The following is a 13,630-nucleotide window of genomic DNA, read 5'->3' as shown; positions in this document are numbered from 1 at the left end:
AGCCACCCCGCTCAGCGCGGCGCGACGCTCGACCGGCAGATCAGCCGCAGCGCGTCGGCGAGGCTCGGACGGTCGTTCGGGGACTGGACGACATACCCCGTCCAGAGGGTGTGCAGCATCTGCGACAGATGCAGCGGCGGAACCTGCCACTTCACCCCGTGCCGCGCCGCGAGCCCGTCGAGCAGGCGCGCGAAGTCGGTGTGATAGGCGGCCCGCAGCCGGTCGAGATGGGCGGAAAAGTCCGGGTCGCGGCGGGCGTGGAGGTAGAGCTCGATGGTCAGCCGGGCCGGGACCGGCTGGTCGCCCAGCTCCTGCAGCCGGGCGGCCAGCAACGACAGGTCCTCGTCCAGCGAGCCGCCGACCATCCGCGCCATCAGATCCTCGATCTCGCGGATGGCGGCGTGCATCTGCTGCTCGAGCAGCGCCAGCAACAACTCCTCCTTGTCGGCGAAGTTGGAATAGAACGCGCCCTGCGAGAACCCGGCCCGCTCGCACACGCCGCGGATCGAGGCGGCCGCCACACCGCCTTCGGCGATGATGTCATTGGCGGCCTCGATCAGGCGGGACCGGGTTTCCTCTTGCATCTGGGCGCGGCTGCGGCGCTGCGGCAGCTGGGTCATGTGCGACGGTCATCCTTCTGCTGCGGGCTGAGCGTCGCCGCGAGGCGCCGCACCACTCCGGTAATGGCCTGACCACCGCCGCGGATCAACAGACTTGCATCCGCCCCGATCGGCCCGCCGTCGTCATGCTCGGGCAGCGGCGGCAGGATATGGGCATAATAGGTGTTGCCCAGCAGCTTGTGCAGCAGCCGCTCGCCCGGGAAGGGCTGGTTGCTGTTGAGCGCCCGCGCCGCCTTGAGCAGGTTGCGGATGTCGTACTGCGTCGGGCTGAGGTCCGGCACCTGCTTGGGCAGGTCGAGCAGCGTATAGGCCGCGACCCGGCCGGTGCGGACCGAGCTTTCCACCGTGAACACGACGTCGTTGCGGGTCTCCACGAACTGCCCCAGCAGCGCGAGGTTGGTGCAGCCCTCGGGCACGATCTCGGGCCGGTCGCCCCTGGCGCGCGGCATGAATTGCGCGGTGATGTAGGGCATCAGCGCCAGCCGCACCTTGGTCTGCTGGACGATGCCGTCGAGCTGCGACTGCGGGATGCCGAGGTGGTGGCAGAGCTCGGACAGGATCTCTCGCCCCGTGCACTCGGGCATGGTCTTCTTCACCTTGTCGCCGGGCTTGTCCATCAGCAGCGCATAGACCCAGACCACCAGCGTGTCCTTGGGCTGGTCGGGGAAATGCGGCTGGCGGTTGATGGTGACGCTGAGCACCCAGGACGAGTCGGTGAAGGTGATGATCCCGCCGGTCGCGGTGCGGCCCGAATAGGGGTCGTTGACCGACAGGTCGGCCAGCCGCTCGGTCAGCGCCGACGGCTTGCAGGTCAGCGTCGCGGATTCCCACATCGAGCGGTCGGGCTGGCTGTAGAATTTCTCCGGCTTGCCGAAGACCGGCGACTTGGCGGCGAGGTTGCGCCACAGCGTCCAGTCACTCTCGGGCCCCGGCTCGCCCTCGAAGCGGATGCGGGGCGGGGCGGTGTCCATGTCGCCGTAGCTCGTGCCCTCGGTGATCGAGCCGGGCAGCGCGAAGACGAGGTCGCGGGGGCCGACCGCGATCTCCTGCGGGGTGCCGTCCACGACCGCGTGCAGCGCGGTGACGGTGCGGGCGCCGTCCTTTTCGTCGAAGCTCATGTCGGTGACGCGGGTGCCGAAGCGGAACGTCACGCCGCGGTCCTTGAGGTGGCGGACCAGCGGTTTGATGAAGCCGTCGTTCTGGTTGTACTTCGGAAACACCAGCGCCGACATGTCGGTCAGCCCGTCGATCGAGTCGACGAAGCGGTGCACGTAGAGCTTCATCTCGAGCAGGCTCTGCCAGTTCTCGAAGGCGAACATCGAGCGCCATAGGAACCAGAAGTTCGACTGCAGGAAGCCCTCGCTGAACCAGTCCTCGATGGTGAGGTCGTCCAGGTCCTCTTTCCGGGCCAGCATCAGCCGGACGAGTTCCCACTGCTGCGGCTTGGTCAGCCCGAGGGTCGAGAAGTCGCGGATCTGGCCCTGCTTGTGCATGAGCCGCGCCTTGGACCAGTTCGGGTCGGCGTCGTTGACCATGCGGTATTCGTCAAGGACGCTGTAGCCCTCGGGCAGTTCCAGCGCCTGCACGTCCTGCAGCATGTCCCACAGCTGGTCGTAGTTCCAGTTCATCTCGCGGCCGCCGCGGACGATGTAGCCGTCCTCGGGGTTGCCGGCCCCGTCCATCGACCCGCCCGAGACCGGCAGCGCGTCGTAGACGGTGATGTTGGCCCCCGGCATGTGGCCGTCGCGGATCAGGTAGAACGCGGCCGCGAGCCCGGCGATGCCGCCGCCGACGATCAGCGCCTTGCGATCCTTCACCCCCTCGGGCGCGAACGGCTTGTGACGCTGGTAGGTGCCGATCATGTCCGGCTGGGGCAGGGTGTTCTGCTTGCTGTGGTGCCAGTAGCCGGCGGTGGCGTCGGGCTGATGGTCCACGGGGCGCGGTGCATGGGGATAGGCGGGATTTCGCATGACGTGTCCTCTTTTTCAGATTCGCAGTCCGGAACTTGAACCGAACAGGTCGTTCCTGCGTTTCATAGATAACACTAGTAATTCAGATTTCAACTGATATCCCAACTGACGCTGCGGAAACTCGGATATCACTTGATATCTCAAACCCCTGACCCGATATCTGCTTCAGGCACACCGAACCGCCCCCCCGAACTGCCCCTCGAACCGACCTGCCGAAAGGATCGCCCGATGACCGACAACTACGTCCGCTATTCCCCCGAGGTCGAAGTCCCGGTCGAGGACGAGGCGCGCCTCATCGCCGAGATCACCGACCAGATGTCCGAGACGAACCTGGAGGCGTTCGAGCGCCACCGGCACGCCATCCGCGACGCCCACGCCAAAAGCCACGGCGTCCTGACCGGCACGCTGACCATCCCCTCCGACCTGCCCCCGCATCTGCGCCAGGGCGTCTTCGCCCAACCGGGCGAGTACGACGTGGTGGCCCGGATCTCGTCGGCCCCCGGCGACATCCACAGCGACGAGATCCCCCAGCCGCGCGGCTTCGCGCTCAAGATCATGGGGGTCGAGGGCAACCGTCTGCTCAAGCGCGACGACAGCCACTCGCAGGACTTCCTGATGGTGAACCTGCCGGTGCTGCCCTTCGGCGACATCCCGAAATACAAGCAGATGCTGGGCCTGCTCGAAAAGCGCGCCCATGCCCCCGAGCGGGTGCAGCGCTTCGGTGCGGCCGTGGCCCGCGGGCTCGAGAACGCGATCGAGGCCGTCGGCGCCACCCCGGGCGTGACGCTGCAGGGCCTTGCGCTCTCGAACGACAACCTGCTGGGCGAGACGTTCTTCACCCAGGGCGCGCTGCGCTTTGGCGACTATATCGGCAAGGTCTCGCTCGCCCCTCGGTCCGAGAACGTCCGGGCGCTGACCGGCCAGCCGATCGAGGACATGTCCTATTCGCGCATCGAAGAGGTCGTGCGCGACTTCTTCCGCGACAACGAGGCGGTCTATGACCTGCGCGTGCAGCTCTGCACCGATCTGGACGAGATGCCGGTCGAGGATGCCGCGATCCTCTGGGACGAGGAGGAATCCCCCCAGCAGGTGATCGGCACCGTCCGCTTCGCCCCGCAGGACAGCTTCAGCGACGCGCGGCGCGTCTATGCCGACGACGTGCTGTCCTTCAACCCGTGGCAGGGGATCACCGCGCACCAGCCGCTCGGCTCGATCATGCGCATCCGGCGCACGGTCTATGACGTCTCGTCGGACCGCCGTCACCGGCTGAACGCCGTGACGCGGACCGAGCCCGCGTCGGCTGCCGACATCCCCGCCTGACCCCCCTCCCCTCCCCCCCCTCACCCGATCAGAGAAAGGACCACAGCCATGGCCGAGAAACTGCGCGAGACCGGCGGCGACCCCCGCCTCGAGGACGAAAGCAAGCTGGCCGAGATCCGTCGCCGGATCGAGGAGGTTGCGACCGACGCCCCGACGCTGGCGAAGATCGCGCTCGAGGCGATCATCCGCAAGCACAACCCCGACCTGAAGGGCACCGCCCAGAGCGCCGGCCGCGCCGGGATGCAGTCGGGCAACGTGTCCGAGCTGACCGCCATCGCCGACCTCAAGCCCGGCGGCGCCGACCGCCTGCGCCGCATTTTCAACCTGACCAACGGCAATTTCGACGGCGCGCAGCGGGTCTCGACGCTGCACGACATGCGGTTCGTGTTCCTCGACAACGACACCAAGATCCTGTTCGCCACCACCTATGACGGCGACTGGGATGCCTACATCAACGACTTCGCCACCAAGATCCCCGAGCTGATGGACCTGCTGTTCCAGAACGTCGAGGGCTGGCCGGGCATCGACAGCCCCGAGGTCAAGGACTTCATCGCCGATCACCAGATCGACGCCTCGGGCTGGTTCGTGGCCAACCCGCAGGTCACCGTCGTGGACGTGCGTCGCTATCAGCGCACCGAGCACGCGCTGAACGAGTTCCTCGACACGATGAACAAGAACGCGGACGTGGACGACACGACCCGGGCGGCGATGAAGAAGCTGACCGACGAGATCGCCAAGCCCGAGCCGGTGGACTACTGAGATGGCGCTTCTTTCCCGCATCAAGCAGCGGTTCTCGCGCGACAAGGTGGACCTGCAGCTGGACGACATCCAGGCGCTGATCCTGCGCAACCGGCCCGAGCCCTATTGCGGCGTCCACGCGATGCTGCATGTCGATGAGGCCGAAGGGGGGCGCGACCTGATCGCGCGCCTCGCGCCGCACATCCCCTCGGCCGACGGGTTCCACGACGACCTCGACGCCTGGACCGGGGTGGCGATCAGCCACGCGGGCCTCAAGGCGCTTGGCCTGCCCGAGGACACGCTGAAGACCTTTCCGCTGCCCTTCCAGCAGGGCATGGCCGCCCGCGCCGACATCCTGCGCGACTTCGACGAGAACGCCCCCGAGCACTGGGACGAGGCGTTCCGCGAGGGGCATTGCCACATCGCCCTGACGATCTACGCCGTGGACAAGGCGGCGCTCGACAAGGCGGTGGAGAAGGCGAAGGGCGAGCTCGACAAGTCGAGCGGTGTCACGCTGCTCGGCACGCACGAGTTCGCGGCCGACGAAGAGGCCAAGAACCCCTTCGGCTTCCGCGACTCGATCGCCCAGCCCGACATCAAGGGCAGCGGCGTCGACCCGTGGCCCGGCGATCAGGAGGCGATCGCGCCGGGCGAGTTCATCCTCGGCGAGAACAGCGAGACCGGCAGCCCGCTGGGGATGCCCGAGCCGGCCGATCTCGGCCGCAACGGCAGCTATGTCGTGCTGCGCAAGTTCATCAGCCGGGTCGGCGCGTTCAACGACTTCGTCAAGTCGCACGCCGAAGGTGCGGATGCCCAGCACCTGCTGGCCGCCAAGATGTTCGGCCGCTGGCGGTCGGGCGCGCCGCTGGTGCTGTCGCCCGAGCACGAGGACAAGGAGCTGGGCGACGATCCGGCGCGCAACAACGACTTCGACTTCTCGAACGACCAGAAGGGCCTGATGTGCCCGATGTCGAGCCACATGCGCCGGATGAACCCGCGCGACGGGCAGATGACGATCCTCACCGACGTGAAGATCAAGCGGATCATCCGCCGGTCTTCGACCTTCGGGCCGAAGTGGACGCCGGACGTCACCGCCGCCGACGACGCGGCCGAGGATCGCGGCATCTTCTTCATCTTCATCAGTGCCCGGGCCTTCGACACGATCGAGTTCATGCAGCAGGAGTGGATCAACCGCGGCAACTTCATCGACCTCGGGGAAGAGCGCGACCCGATCGTGGGCCTGCATCCCGAGCCGGGGCAGTTCACCATCCCCGAGGAACCGGCCCGCAAGCGCATCAACGGCGTGACCACGTTCAACCGCATGGCGGGGGGCGAGTACATGTTCATGCCGTCGCTGACCGCGCTGCGCTGGATCGGCGAAGGCAGCTGGGCCAAGTGACGCCAAGCTGACCGGCGTAGCAACGCCGGTCAGCCCCTCCCTCGCGCAAGTCCGCCCCCCTCCCCTTGGAGGTGCAGACCATCGGCGCGGAACCCGTCGCCGCGCGCTCCTCCCCGCGCAAGGCGGCCCGGGCCGGCAGAGCGATCTGCCGGCCCCTTTGATTCCTTGCGCCCGCCGTAGACTCGGGGGGTTGCCAATCCGGCCCCGCCGGGGATGTTCAGCGGAATGGATCCGACCCTCTCCCCCGGTTTTCGCCAGACCGCCGACGCCGCGGTGATCGTCGCCTGCGACGGCGCGGTGATCGTCGCCTGCGACGGCGCCTACCTGCCCTATGCGGGGGTGCTCGCCGCCCAACTCGCGGCGGTCGCAGGGCGGGGGTTCGACGTGCTGATCGGCTCGCCCGAGCCGCTCGCCCTGCCGCCTACGCTTGCCGCGGCAGGGATCGGCCATGTCGCGGCGCAGGACGCGGGGCTCGCGCAGTCGCTGCCGCTCGACGCCCGCCGCTCGCTCGCCACCTATATGGAGATCTTCCTCGCCCGCGCGCTGGCCGGACGCTGGCGGCGCATCCTCGTGCTGGACGCCGACATCCTGCTCGAGCGCGGCGACCCGACGCCGCTGCTCACAGGCGACCTGCGCGGGCGCGCGGTGGCGGCGGTGCGCGACAACCGCCAGTGGCGCAATCCCGGCAAGCGGACCCCGGACCAGAAACAGCTCGGCCGCCCCGCCGCGCCCTATTTCAACGCGGGCGTCGTGATGATCGACACCGACGCCTGGGCCGCGGCCGATCTGTCAGCGCGCTGCGCCGCCTTTGCCCGCAGCCGCCTCGTGGGGATCGGCCGCGACCAGGCGCTGCTGAACGGGGTGCTGAACGGTGACTGGACCGAGATGAGCCCGCTCTGGAACTGGCAGTTCACCTGGGCCTCGGCGCATCTGACCGCGATGGCGGACCCCTGCCTCGTCCATTTCATCGGCCCGGCGAAGCCGTGGCTCGCCGCCGCGGCCGGCATCGTGCCGATGCGCTACCGCGCCGCCTATGCCGGGCTGCCGCCGGGGCTGGCCGCCCCCGACCTCACCCGCCGCGCCTGGCCCGACCGCCGGGCGCTCGGCCGCGCGCTCTTGCGCCAGTGGCGCGCGGCGGGGCCGATGCTCGACTATCTCGCGGCGTTCCCCGACCCTTACGCGCTCATCGACCCACGCTGAGCGGTCAGCGCCCGCACCTGCGCCGCCAGCGCCGCGATGTCGTCGTCGGGGATGCCCAGCTCGTCCAGATGCGCGGCGGTGTTGAACAGATACTCGGCGTTCGGCCCCCGCCCGCCGTGGGCCGAGGCGATGATCCGCGCCTGTTCGTCGATCCCGAGCCCGCCGCAATACTGCCAGTGCTCGGGGCGCATGACATAGGTCAGCGCCTCGACCCGCCGCCCGTCGGCCAGCGCCAGCGGCACCAGCGCCTCGCGGTAGGCCTCGGTCACCAGCTCGCGGGCGCGCAGCGCGGCGTGGACCTCGGGCCAGAGCGGCGCCTCGACCCTGAGGGCGAGGCCGGTGCAGAGATGCCCCGGCTGCGCCTCGAGCCCGAGGACCAGCCCCGGCGCCTCCGCGGTGCCGCGATGCTGGATCGAGCGCAGGCAGAAGCTGCGCCGCCAGCCGTCGGCCTGCGCGATCACCTGCTCGGCGACGGGGAACTCGGGCGCCCACATCAACGAACCATATCCGAACACCCAGCCGCCGTGATGCATCCCTTGCCCTTTCGCTTGCCGGCAGGTTAGGCCGGGCGGGCAAAGTTGCAAGCGCGCCCCCACGGCACGGGCGACAGGCGGGCGATAGAGGCGGGCGGGGACCGAATGCGCAGGCTGATCCTTCTGGTTCTGGTCGTCGCGGCGGCGCTGGCCGCAGCGTGGCTGGGCGGCGAGACCTGGCTCGCGCGCGAAGCGGCGCGGCGCATCGCCGACGACCCGCAGATCGAGGCCGCCGCTGTCACCCCCCTGCGCCGGATCGACCGCATCGGGCTGCATCTCGCGGACCTCAAGTTCGCAACCGAGGCCGGGCCGGCGACGCTGCCGGCGCTCGACCTCTGGGCCGCGCCGACGGCGCCGACGACGTTCCACGCCACCCTGCCGCCCGCATTGACCCTGCCCGGCGACCGCGCGCTCGCGCTGACGGGGGGCGGGATGAGCCTGCGCGTCTCGCCCGGCAACGGCATGGCGATAGGCGCGGCGGGGGCCAAGGCGAGCGCCGTCACCCTCGACGGGACGCCGCTGGCCGAGGGGGTGGACGTCACCGCCACGCTGACGCCGATGGGCGGCCACGCGCCCAAGGCGGCGCGCGCGAGCTATCGCGTCGCGGGCACGCTCACGCAGCTTGTCCCCGCGGCGCTCGGCCCGGTGCCGCCGGCGCTGGCCGAGGCGGGGCCGATCGGGATCGACGGGGCGGCGCAGCTCTACCTCACCGGGGCGCTGAAACCGGGCGAGGAGACACCGCCCCGCCTCGTCGGCGTGAACTCGGACGGGGTCACGCTTCAGGTGGGCGCGCACCACGCGCGGATCAGCGGCCACGTCACCGCCGATGCCGAGGGGCGCGCCGCGGGCGCAGCCTTCGTCGACACGCCCGACCCGCGCGGCTGGCTCGACCTCGCCGCGGCACTGGGGGCCATCCCGGCGCAGGTGGTGCCGCTCGCCACCACCGCGCTGCGCACGGCCTCGGGCGCCGAGGTCACGCTGCCCGCAGGCATCGTTGAACCGCCCCCGCCGCCCGAGGGCACGCTGCGCATCACCCTGATCTTCCGCGACGGGCGCAGCTTCCTCGGGCCTATGCCCATCGGCCCGGCGCCGCTCTTCGCCCCCTGAGGCCGCGCCTCAACCCGGCCCCGCCCCGCGGCCGAAGTCGGGCGCGGCCGTGTCCTGGCCGGCCTCGATGATCCCGCGGCGGATGTTGCGGGTGCGGGTGAAATAGTCGTGCAGATGCTGCCCGTCGCCCATGCGGATCGCGCGCTGCAGCACGAACAGCTCTTCGGCGAAGCGGCCGAGAATATCCAGCGTCGCCTCGCGGTTGTGCAGGAACACGTCGCGCCACATCGTCGGGTCCGACGCGGCGATCCGGGTGAAGTCGCGGAAACCGGCGGCCGAATAGCGGATCACCTCGGATTCCGTCACCCGCCGCAGGTGGTCCGCGACGCCGACCATCGTATAGGCGATCAGGTGAGGCGCGTGGCTCGTCACCGCCAGCACGAGGTCGTGGTGCGGCGCCTCCATCACCTCGACATTCGCGCCCATCGCCCGGATCAGCGCCTCGAGCCGGGAAAGCGCGTCCGGGTCGGTCCCTTCCAGCGGGGTCAGCAGCCACCAGCGGTTGCGAAAGAGCGAGGCGAACCCCGCCCGCGGGCCGGAGTGCTCGGTCCCCGCCAGCGGGTGGCCGGGGATGAAATGCACCCCCTCGGGCAGGTGCGGGCCGACCGCGTCGATCACCGCCTGCTTGACCGACCCCACGTCGGTCACGATGGCCCCCGGCGCCAGATGCGGGGCGATCTCGGCCGCGACGTCGGCCATCGCCCCCACCGGCACGGCGAGGACCACGAGATCGGCGCCCGCGACGGCCTCGGCGGCGGTCTCGAACACCTCGTCCACCAGCCCGATCTCGGCCGCGGTGGCGCGGGTCTCGGCCGAACGCGCGTGGCCGGTGATCCGCCCGGCGAGCCCCCCCGCCCGCATCGCGTGCGCCATCGAGCCGGCGATCAGCCCCAGCCCGATCAGCGCCACCCGCTCGAACCGGGCGCTCATGGCGCGGTCTCCGCGTTACGGGTGGCCATGAACTGGCCGATGACATGGGCGACGCGGCGGCAGGACGCCTCGTCGCCGACGGTGATCCTGAGGCAGGCGGGCAGGCCGTAGCTGGCCACGCGGCGGACGATGATCCCCTCGTCCCGCAGGCTGGCGTCGCAGGCCTCGGCGGTGGCGGCGTCGGCGAAGCGGGCGAGGATGAAGTTGGCGTGCGAGGGGTCCGAGGGCACCCCCCGCTCGGTCAGCGCCGAGGCGAGCCAGCCGCGCAGCCGGGCGTTCTCGGCCCGCGCGTGCTCGGCGTGGGCGCGGTCGCGCACCGCGGCCTCGGCCCCGTCCAGCGCCACGTTCGACAGGTTGAACGGCCCGCGGATGCGGTTGAGGACGTCGATCACCGCGCGCGGCCCGTAGCCCCAGCCGACCCGCAGCCCGCCCAGGCCGTAGAGCTTCGAGAAGGTGCGCGTCATCACCACGTTGGGCAGCCGCGAGGCGAGCTCGGCCCCGCCGTCATAATCGCCGCCCACATACTCGGCATAGGCCGCGTCGATGACGAGGATCGCCTGCGGCACGGCCGCGGCCAGCCGCTCGAGTTCGGCCAGCTCGATCATCGTGCCGGTCGGGTTGTTGGGGTTGGCGACGAAGATCAGCCGCGTGGCAGGCGTCGCCGCGGCGATCAGCGCGTCGATGTCGGTGACGCGCTCACGCTCGGGCGCGGCCACCGGCGTGGCGCCCGCCGCCATGGCGCTGATGCGGTACATCAGGAACCCGTGCTCGGTGAACAGCACCTCGGTCCCCGGACCGGCATAGGCCTGGCAGAGGAAGTGGATGATCTCGTCCGAGCCCACGCCGCAGATGATCCGGTCGGGGTCGAGCCCATGCACCTCGGCGATGGCGGCGCGCAGCCGGGCGTGGTCGGTCGAGGGGTAGCGGTGCATCTGGTGCGCCGCCCGCGCCACCGCCTCGCGCGCCTTTTCGGACGGGCCGAAGGGGTTTTCGTTCGAGCTGAGCTTCAGCACGTCGCTGCGCCCCGAGAGGGTGGCGGTCCCGGCCTCGTAAAGCGCGATCTCCATGATCCCCGGCTGCGGTTCGATCGCGGCGCCGATCTGCGGTTCGACCGGGGGCGGAAGCGGCTGGCTCATCGGAGGTCCTCTGGCTCGGGTGAGCCGTCTTTAGACAGGCGGCGCGCGGTTGGGAAGGGCGCGGGGTGTGCGGGGGGTGGGCGGCGTGTGTGCGGGAGTCGTCACGCGGTCACGGGCGCGGCGCTGGGGATGCGCATCAGTCCCCGGCACCGCGCGCCGAAGCGGTACGGGCCCCTCGCCCGCCCCGGCCCACGGCGCGAAGCACCGCCCGCCCCCGCCGAAACCGTCCGCCGTCTGACGTTCCCGCGACCCCGCCCTGCCCCCGCTTGACCCGGGGCGGCGGCGGGCCGACAAGACCGCCATGCAGCCCGCCGATCCGCCCCCTCTCCGCCTGTCGGACTTCGACTTCGATCTGCCCGAGGGGCTGATCGCCACACGCCCCGCGCGCCCGCGCAGCGCCGCCCGTCTGCTGGTTGCGCAGGGCGACCGGATCACCGATGCGACGGTCGCGGACCTGCCCGGGTTCCTGCGCCCCGGCGATCTGCTGGTCCTGAACGACACCAAGGTGATCCCGGCGCGGCTGAGCGGCACCCGCACCCGCCCGACGCCCCAGGGCGACGCCGTGGCCCGGATCGAGGTCACGCTGACCGAGCCCACCCCCGAGGGCGGCTGGAAGGCGCTGGTCAAGCCGCTGCGCAAGCTCAAGCCCGGCGAAGTGATCCGCTTCGGCGACCACCTCTCGGCCCGCGTCGCCGCCATCGCCGAGGGCGAGGCGACGCTCGCCTTCGACGCCACGGGCGCGGCCTTCGACGCGGCGCTGGCCGAGGTCGGCGCGATGCCCCTGCCCCCCTACATCGCGGCGCTCAGGGCGCCCGACGCGCAGGACCGCACCGACTATCAGACCGTCTGGGCCCGCGCCGCGGGCGCCGTCGCCGCCCCGACCGCGAGCCTGCACTTCGACGCCCCCCTGCTCGCGCAGCTCGCCCGGGAGGGGGTCGAGTTCGTCCACGTCACGCTGCACGTCGGCGCCGGCACCTTCCTGCCGGTCAAGACCGACGACGTCTCGCAGCACCGGATGCACGCCGAGCGCGGCATCGTCACGCCCGAGGCCGCCGCCGCCATCGCCCGCGCCCGGGCCGAGGGGCGGCGCGTGATCGCCGTCGGCACCACTGCCCTGCGCCTGATCGAGAGCGCTGCGGACGCCGACGGCACCATCCGGCCCTTCGACGGCGCGACCGACATCTTCATCCGCCCCGGCTACCGCTTCCGCGTCACGGACGGGCTGATGACCAACTTCCACCTGCCGAAGTCGACGCTGCTCATGCTCGTCTCGGCGCTGATGGGGCAGGACCGCATCCGCGCGATCTACGCCCACGCCATCGCGGCGCGCTATCGCTTCTTCAGCTATGGTGACGCCTCGCTGCTTCTGCCCGAGGCGTCATGCTGAGCGTCCTGCGATCCACCTGGCCGCTGCTGGCCGGGGTCATGCTGCTCATGGTCGGCAACGGGATGCAGGGCACGCTGCTCGGCATCCGCGGCGCGCACGAGGGCATCCCCACCAACCTCATGTCGGTGGTCATGTCGGCCTATTTCGGCGGCTTCGTGCTGGGCAGCCTGATCGTGCCGGGGATGATCCAGCGGGTCGGCCACGTCCGGGTGTTCGCCGCCCTCGGCTCGCTCATCTCGGCGGTGCTGATCCTCTATGCGGTCGACACCAACTGGATCGCCTGGGTGCTCTTGCGGCTGGTGATCGGGTTCAGCTTCTGCGGCGTCTACATCACCGCCGAAAGCTGGATGAACGCCAGCGCCGGCAACGAGACGCGCGGCCGGGCGATGTCGGTCTATTTCATCGTCCAGATGTTCGGCCTCGTCATCAGCCAGATCCTGATGAACGTCCCCGACCCGGGCGGCTGGCTGCTCTTCGTCATCCCCTCGGTGCTGGTGTCGCTGGCCTTCACCCCGATCCTGCTGTCGCAGGTCGAGGCGCCGCGGTTCGAGAGCATCGCGCCGATGAGCATCGCCCGGCTGTACCGCACCTCGCCCCTGGGCTGCGTCGGCATCTTTCTCGTCGGCGGGGTGTTCTCGGCGCTGCTGGGGATGGGCGCGGTCTGGGGCGCGGTCGCGGGGCTGAAGGTGCGCGAGATCTCGGCCTTCGTGGCGGCGATCTGGGTCGGCGGGCTGCTGGCCCAGTATCCGGTCGGCTGGCTTTCGGACCGGATGGACCGGCGGGTGCTGATCGCGGGCCTCGCCATCCTCGGGACGCTCGCCACCGCGGCGGTGGTACTGTCCGAGCCGTCGATCTGGGGCTACCTCGCGGCCTCGGCGCTCTTGGGCGGGGTGGCCAACCCGATCTATGCGCTGCTCATCGCCTATACCAACGACTCGCTCGACAGCCGCGACATGGCGGCGGCCTCGGCGGGGCTGTTGCTCATCAACGGCGGCGGGTCGGTGTTCGGGCCGATCGTCACCGGCTGGCTGATGTCGGCGATCGGGCCGGTCGGGTTCTGGGTCTATATCCTGGTGCTGCTGGCGATCCTGTCGGGCTATGCCGGCTGGCGGATGACGCGCCGCGCGACGCCCGCGCAGGATCAGGCCTTCGCCATCCTCTCGCCCGCGGCGACCCCCTTCGGGGTCGAGACCGCGCTGGCCGAGGCCGGCGATTCCACCGGGCCGCTGCCCACCCAGCCGCCCGCCGACTCGGCGGCCGCGCGGCCCCACCCGCTCGACGAGGACTGAC

General features: G+C 70.7%; 12 protein-coding genes. 7 read left to right on the top strand and 5 right to left on the bottom strand.

Features of this window, described 5'->3' with window-relative positions:
- Positions 1-11: 11 nt before the first annotated feature.
- Both HGN31_RS13400 and HGN31_RS13395 read right to left on the bottom strand, forming a co-directional pair.
- Entirely contained in the window at positions 12-620 is a 609-nt protein-coding gene (locus HGN31_RS13400; protein ID WP_168783518.1) for a TetR/AcrR family transcriptional regulator, read from the bottom strand.
- Positions 617-2,590 (bottom strand): oleate hydratase, encoded by a 1,974-nt coding sequence (locus tag HGN31_RS13395; RefSeq protein ID WP_168783517.1) that lies wholly within the window; start codon positions 2,588-2,590, stop codon positions 617-619. The genes HGN31_RS13400 and HGN31_RS13395 overlap by 4 nt, the downstream gene beginning before the upstream one ends.
- A gap of 228 nt (positions 2,591-2,818) precedes the next feature.
- On the opposite strand from HGN31_RS13395, the gene HGN31_RS13390 reads away from it, so the two are divergent.
- The 4 genes from HGN31_RS13390 to HGN31_RS13375 all read left to right on the top strand — a co-directional run bounded on the left by HGN31_RS13390 (position 2,819) and on the right by HGN31_RS13375 (position 7,247).
- Positions 2,819-3,910, top strand: a complete 1,092-nt coding sequence (locus tag HGN31_RS13390) for a catalase family protein (protein WP_168783516.1) — start codon at positions 2,819-2,821, stop codon at positions 3,908-3,910.
- Between the two features lie 48 nt (positions 3,911-3,958).
- The gene (locus tag HGN31_RS13385; RefSeq protein ID WP_168783515.1) at positions 3,959-4,669 is read left to right on the top strand and encodes a hypothetical protein; all 711 of its coding nucleotides are present in this window, start codon (positions 3,959-3,961) and stop codon (positions 4,667-4,669) included.
- 1 nt (position 4,670) lies between these two features.
- Positions 4,671-6,047 (top strand): Dyp-type peroxidase, encoded by a 1,377-nt coding sequence (locus HGN31_RS13380; protein WP_168783514.1) that lies wholly within the window; start codon positions 4,671-4,673, stop codon positions 6,045-6,047.
- Positions 6,048-6,272: 225 nt separating this feature from the next.
- Positions 6,273-7,247, top strand: a complete 975-nt coding sequence (locus HGN31_RS13375) for a glycosyltransferase family 8 protein (protein WP_168783513.1) — start codon at positions 6,273-6,275, stop codon at positions 7,245-7,247.
- Here the strand turns inward: HGN31_RS13375 and HGN31_RS13370 are convergent.
- On the bottom strand, positions 7,223-7,741 hold the full coding sequence (locus tag HGN31_RS13370; RefSeq protein ID WP_244961027.1) for a gamma-glutamylcyclotransferase: 519 nt from the start codon (positions 7,739-7,741) through the stop codon (positions 7,223-7,225). The genes HGN31_RS13375 and HGN31_RS13370 overlap by 25 nt on opposite strands.
- A 144-nt stretch (positions 7,742-7,885) precedes the next feature.
- Between HGN31_RS13370 and HGN31_RS13365 the strand changes: the two genes are divergently transcribed.
- Positions 7,886-8,887 (top strand): DUF2125 domain-containing protein, encoded by a 1,002-nt coding sequence (locus tag HGN31_RS13365; protein WP_168783511.1) that lies wholly within the window; start codon positions 7,886-7,888, stop codon positions 8,885-8,887.
- Between the two features lie 9 nt (positions 8,888-8,896).
- On the opposite strand, the gene HGN31_RS13360 is transcribed toward HGN31_RS13365, so the two are convergent.
- Positions 8,897-9,817: a prephenate/arogenate dehydrogenase family protein gene (locus HGN31_RS13360; protein ID WP_168783510.1), complete on the bottom strand. Its 921-nt coding sequence runs from the start codon at positions 9,815-9,817 to the stop codon at positions 8,897-8,899.
- On the bottom strand, positions 9,814-10,917 hold the full coding sequence (gene hisC, locus HGN31_RS13355) for a histidinol-phosphate transaminase (RefSeq protein WP_211096383.1): 1,104 nt from the start codon (positions 10,915-10,917) through the stop codon (positions 9,814-9,816). The genes HGN31_RS13360 and hisC overlap by 4 nt, the downstream gene beginning before the upstream one ends.
- A gap of 337 nt (positions 10,918-11,254) precedes the next feature.
- Between hisC and queA the strand changes: the two genes are divergently transcribed.
- A complete protein-coding gene (queA, locus tag HGN31_RS13350; RefSeq protein ID WP_168783508.1) occupies positions 11,255-12,340 on the top strand; it encodes a tRNA preQ1(34) S-adenosylmethionine ribosyltransferase-isomerase QueA in 1,086 nt (361 codons plus the stop codon).
- Complete coding sequence (locus tag HGN31_RS13345; RefSeq protein ID WP_168783507.1) at positions 12,334-13,629, top strand: MFS transporter; 1,296 nt, start codon at positions 12,334-12,336, stop codon at positions 13,627-13,629. The genes queA and HGN31_RS13345 overlap by 7 nt, the downstream gene beginning before the upstream one ends.
- Position 13,630 lies beyond the last annotated feature (1 nt).

The organism is Paracoccus sanguinis (assembly GCF_012689545.1).
In the GTDB taxonomy this organism is placed as follows: domain Bacteria; phylum Pseudomonadota; class Alphaproteobacteria; order Rhodobacterales; family Rhodobacteraceae; genus Paracoccus; species Paracoccus panacisoli.
The sequence above is the reverse complement of the archived record's forward strand: the minus strand, read 5'-3'. Positions and strand labels throughout refer to the sequence as shown.

Bases quoted from the DNA above. Each gene is read 5' to 3' on its own strand.
- HGN31_RS13375 (WP_168783513.1), top strand. From the start codon at position 6,273: ATGGATCCGACCCTCTCCCCCGGTTTTCGCCAGACCGCCGACGCCGCG.
- HGN31_RS13400 (WP_168783518.1), bottom strand. From the start codon at position 620: ATGACCCAGCTGCCGCAGCGCCGCAGCCGCGCCCAGATGCAAGAGGAA.
- HGN31_RS13365 (WP_168783511.1), top strand. From the start codon at position 7,886: ATGCGCAGGCTGATCCTTCTGGTTCTGGTCGTCGCGGCGGCGCTGGCC.
- HGN31_RS13370 (WP_244961027.1), bottom strand. From the start codon at position 7,741: ATGTGGGCGCCCGAGTTCCCCGTCGCCGAGCAGGTGATCGCGCAGGCC.
- queA (WP_168783508.1), top strand. From the start codon at position 11,255: ATGCAGCCCGCCGATCCGCCCCCTCTCCGCCTGTCGGACTTCGACTTC.
- HGN31_RS13390 (WP_168783516.1), top strand. From the start codon at position 2,819: ATGACCGACAACTACGTCCGCTATTCCCCCGAGGTCGAAGTCCCGGTC.
- HGN31_RS13385 (WP_168783515.1), top strand. From the start codon at position 3,959: ATGGCCGAGAAACTGCGCGAGACCGGCGGCGACCCCCGCCTCGAGGAC.
- HGN31_RS13360 (WP_168783510.1), bottom strand. From the start codon at position 9,817: ATGAGCGCCCGGTTCGAGCGGGTGGCGCTGATCGGGCTGGGGCTGATC.
- HGN31_RS13345 (WP_168783507.1), top strand. From the start codon at position 12,334: ATGCTGAGCGTCCTGCGATCCACCTGGCCGCTGCTGGCCGGGGTCATG.
- HGN31_RS13380 (WP_168783514.1), top strand. From the start codon at position 4,671: ATGGCGCTTCTTTCCCGCATCAAGCAGCGGTTCTCGCGCGACAAGGTG.
- HGN31_RS13395 (WP_168783517.1), bottom strand. From the start codon at position 2,590: ATGCGAAATCCCGCCTATCCCCATGCACCGCGCCCCGTGGACCATCAG.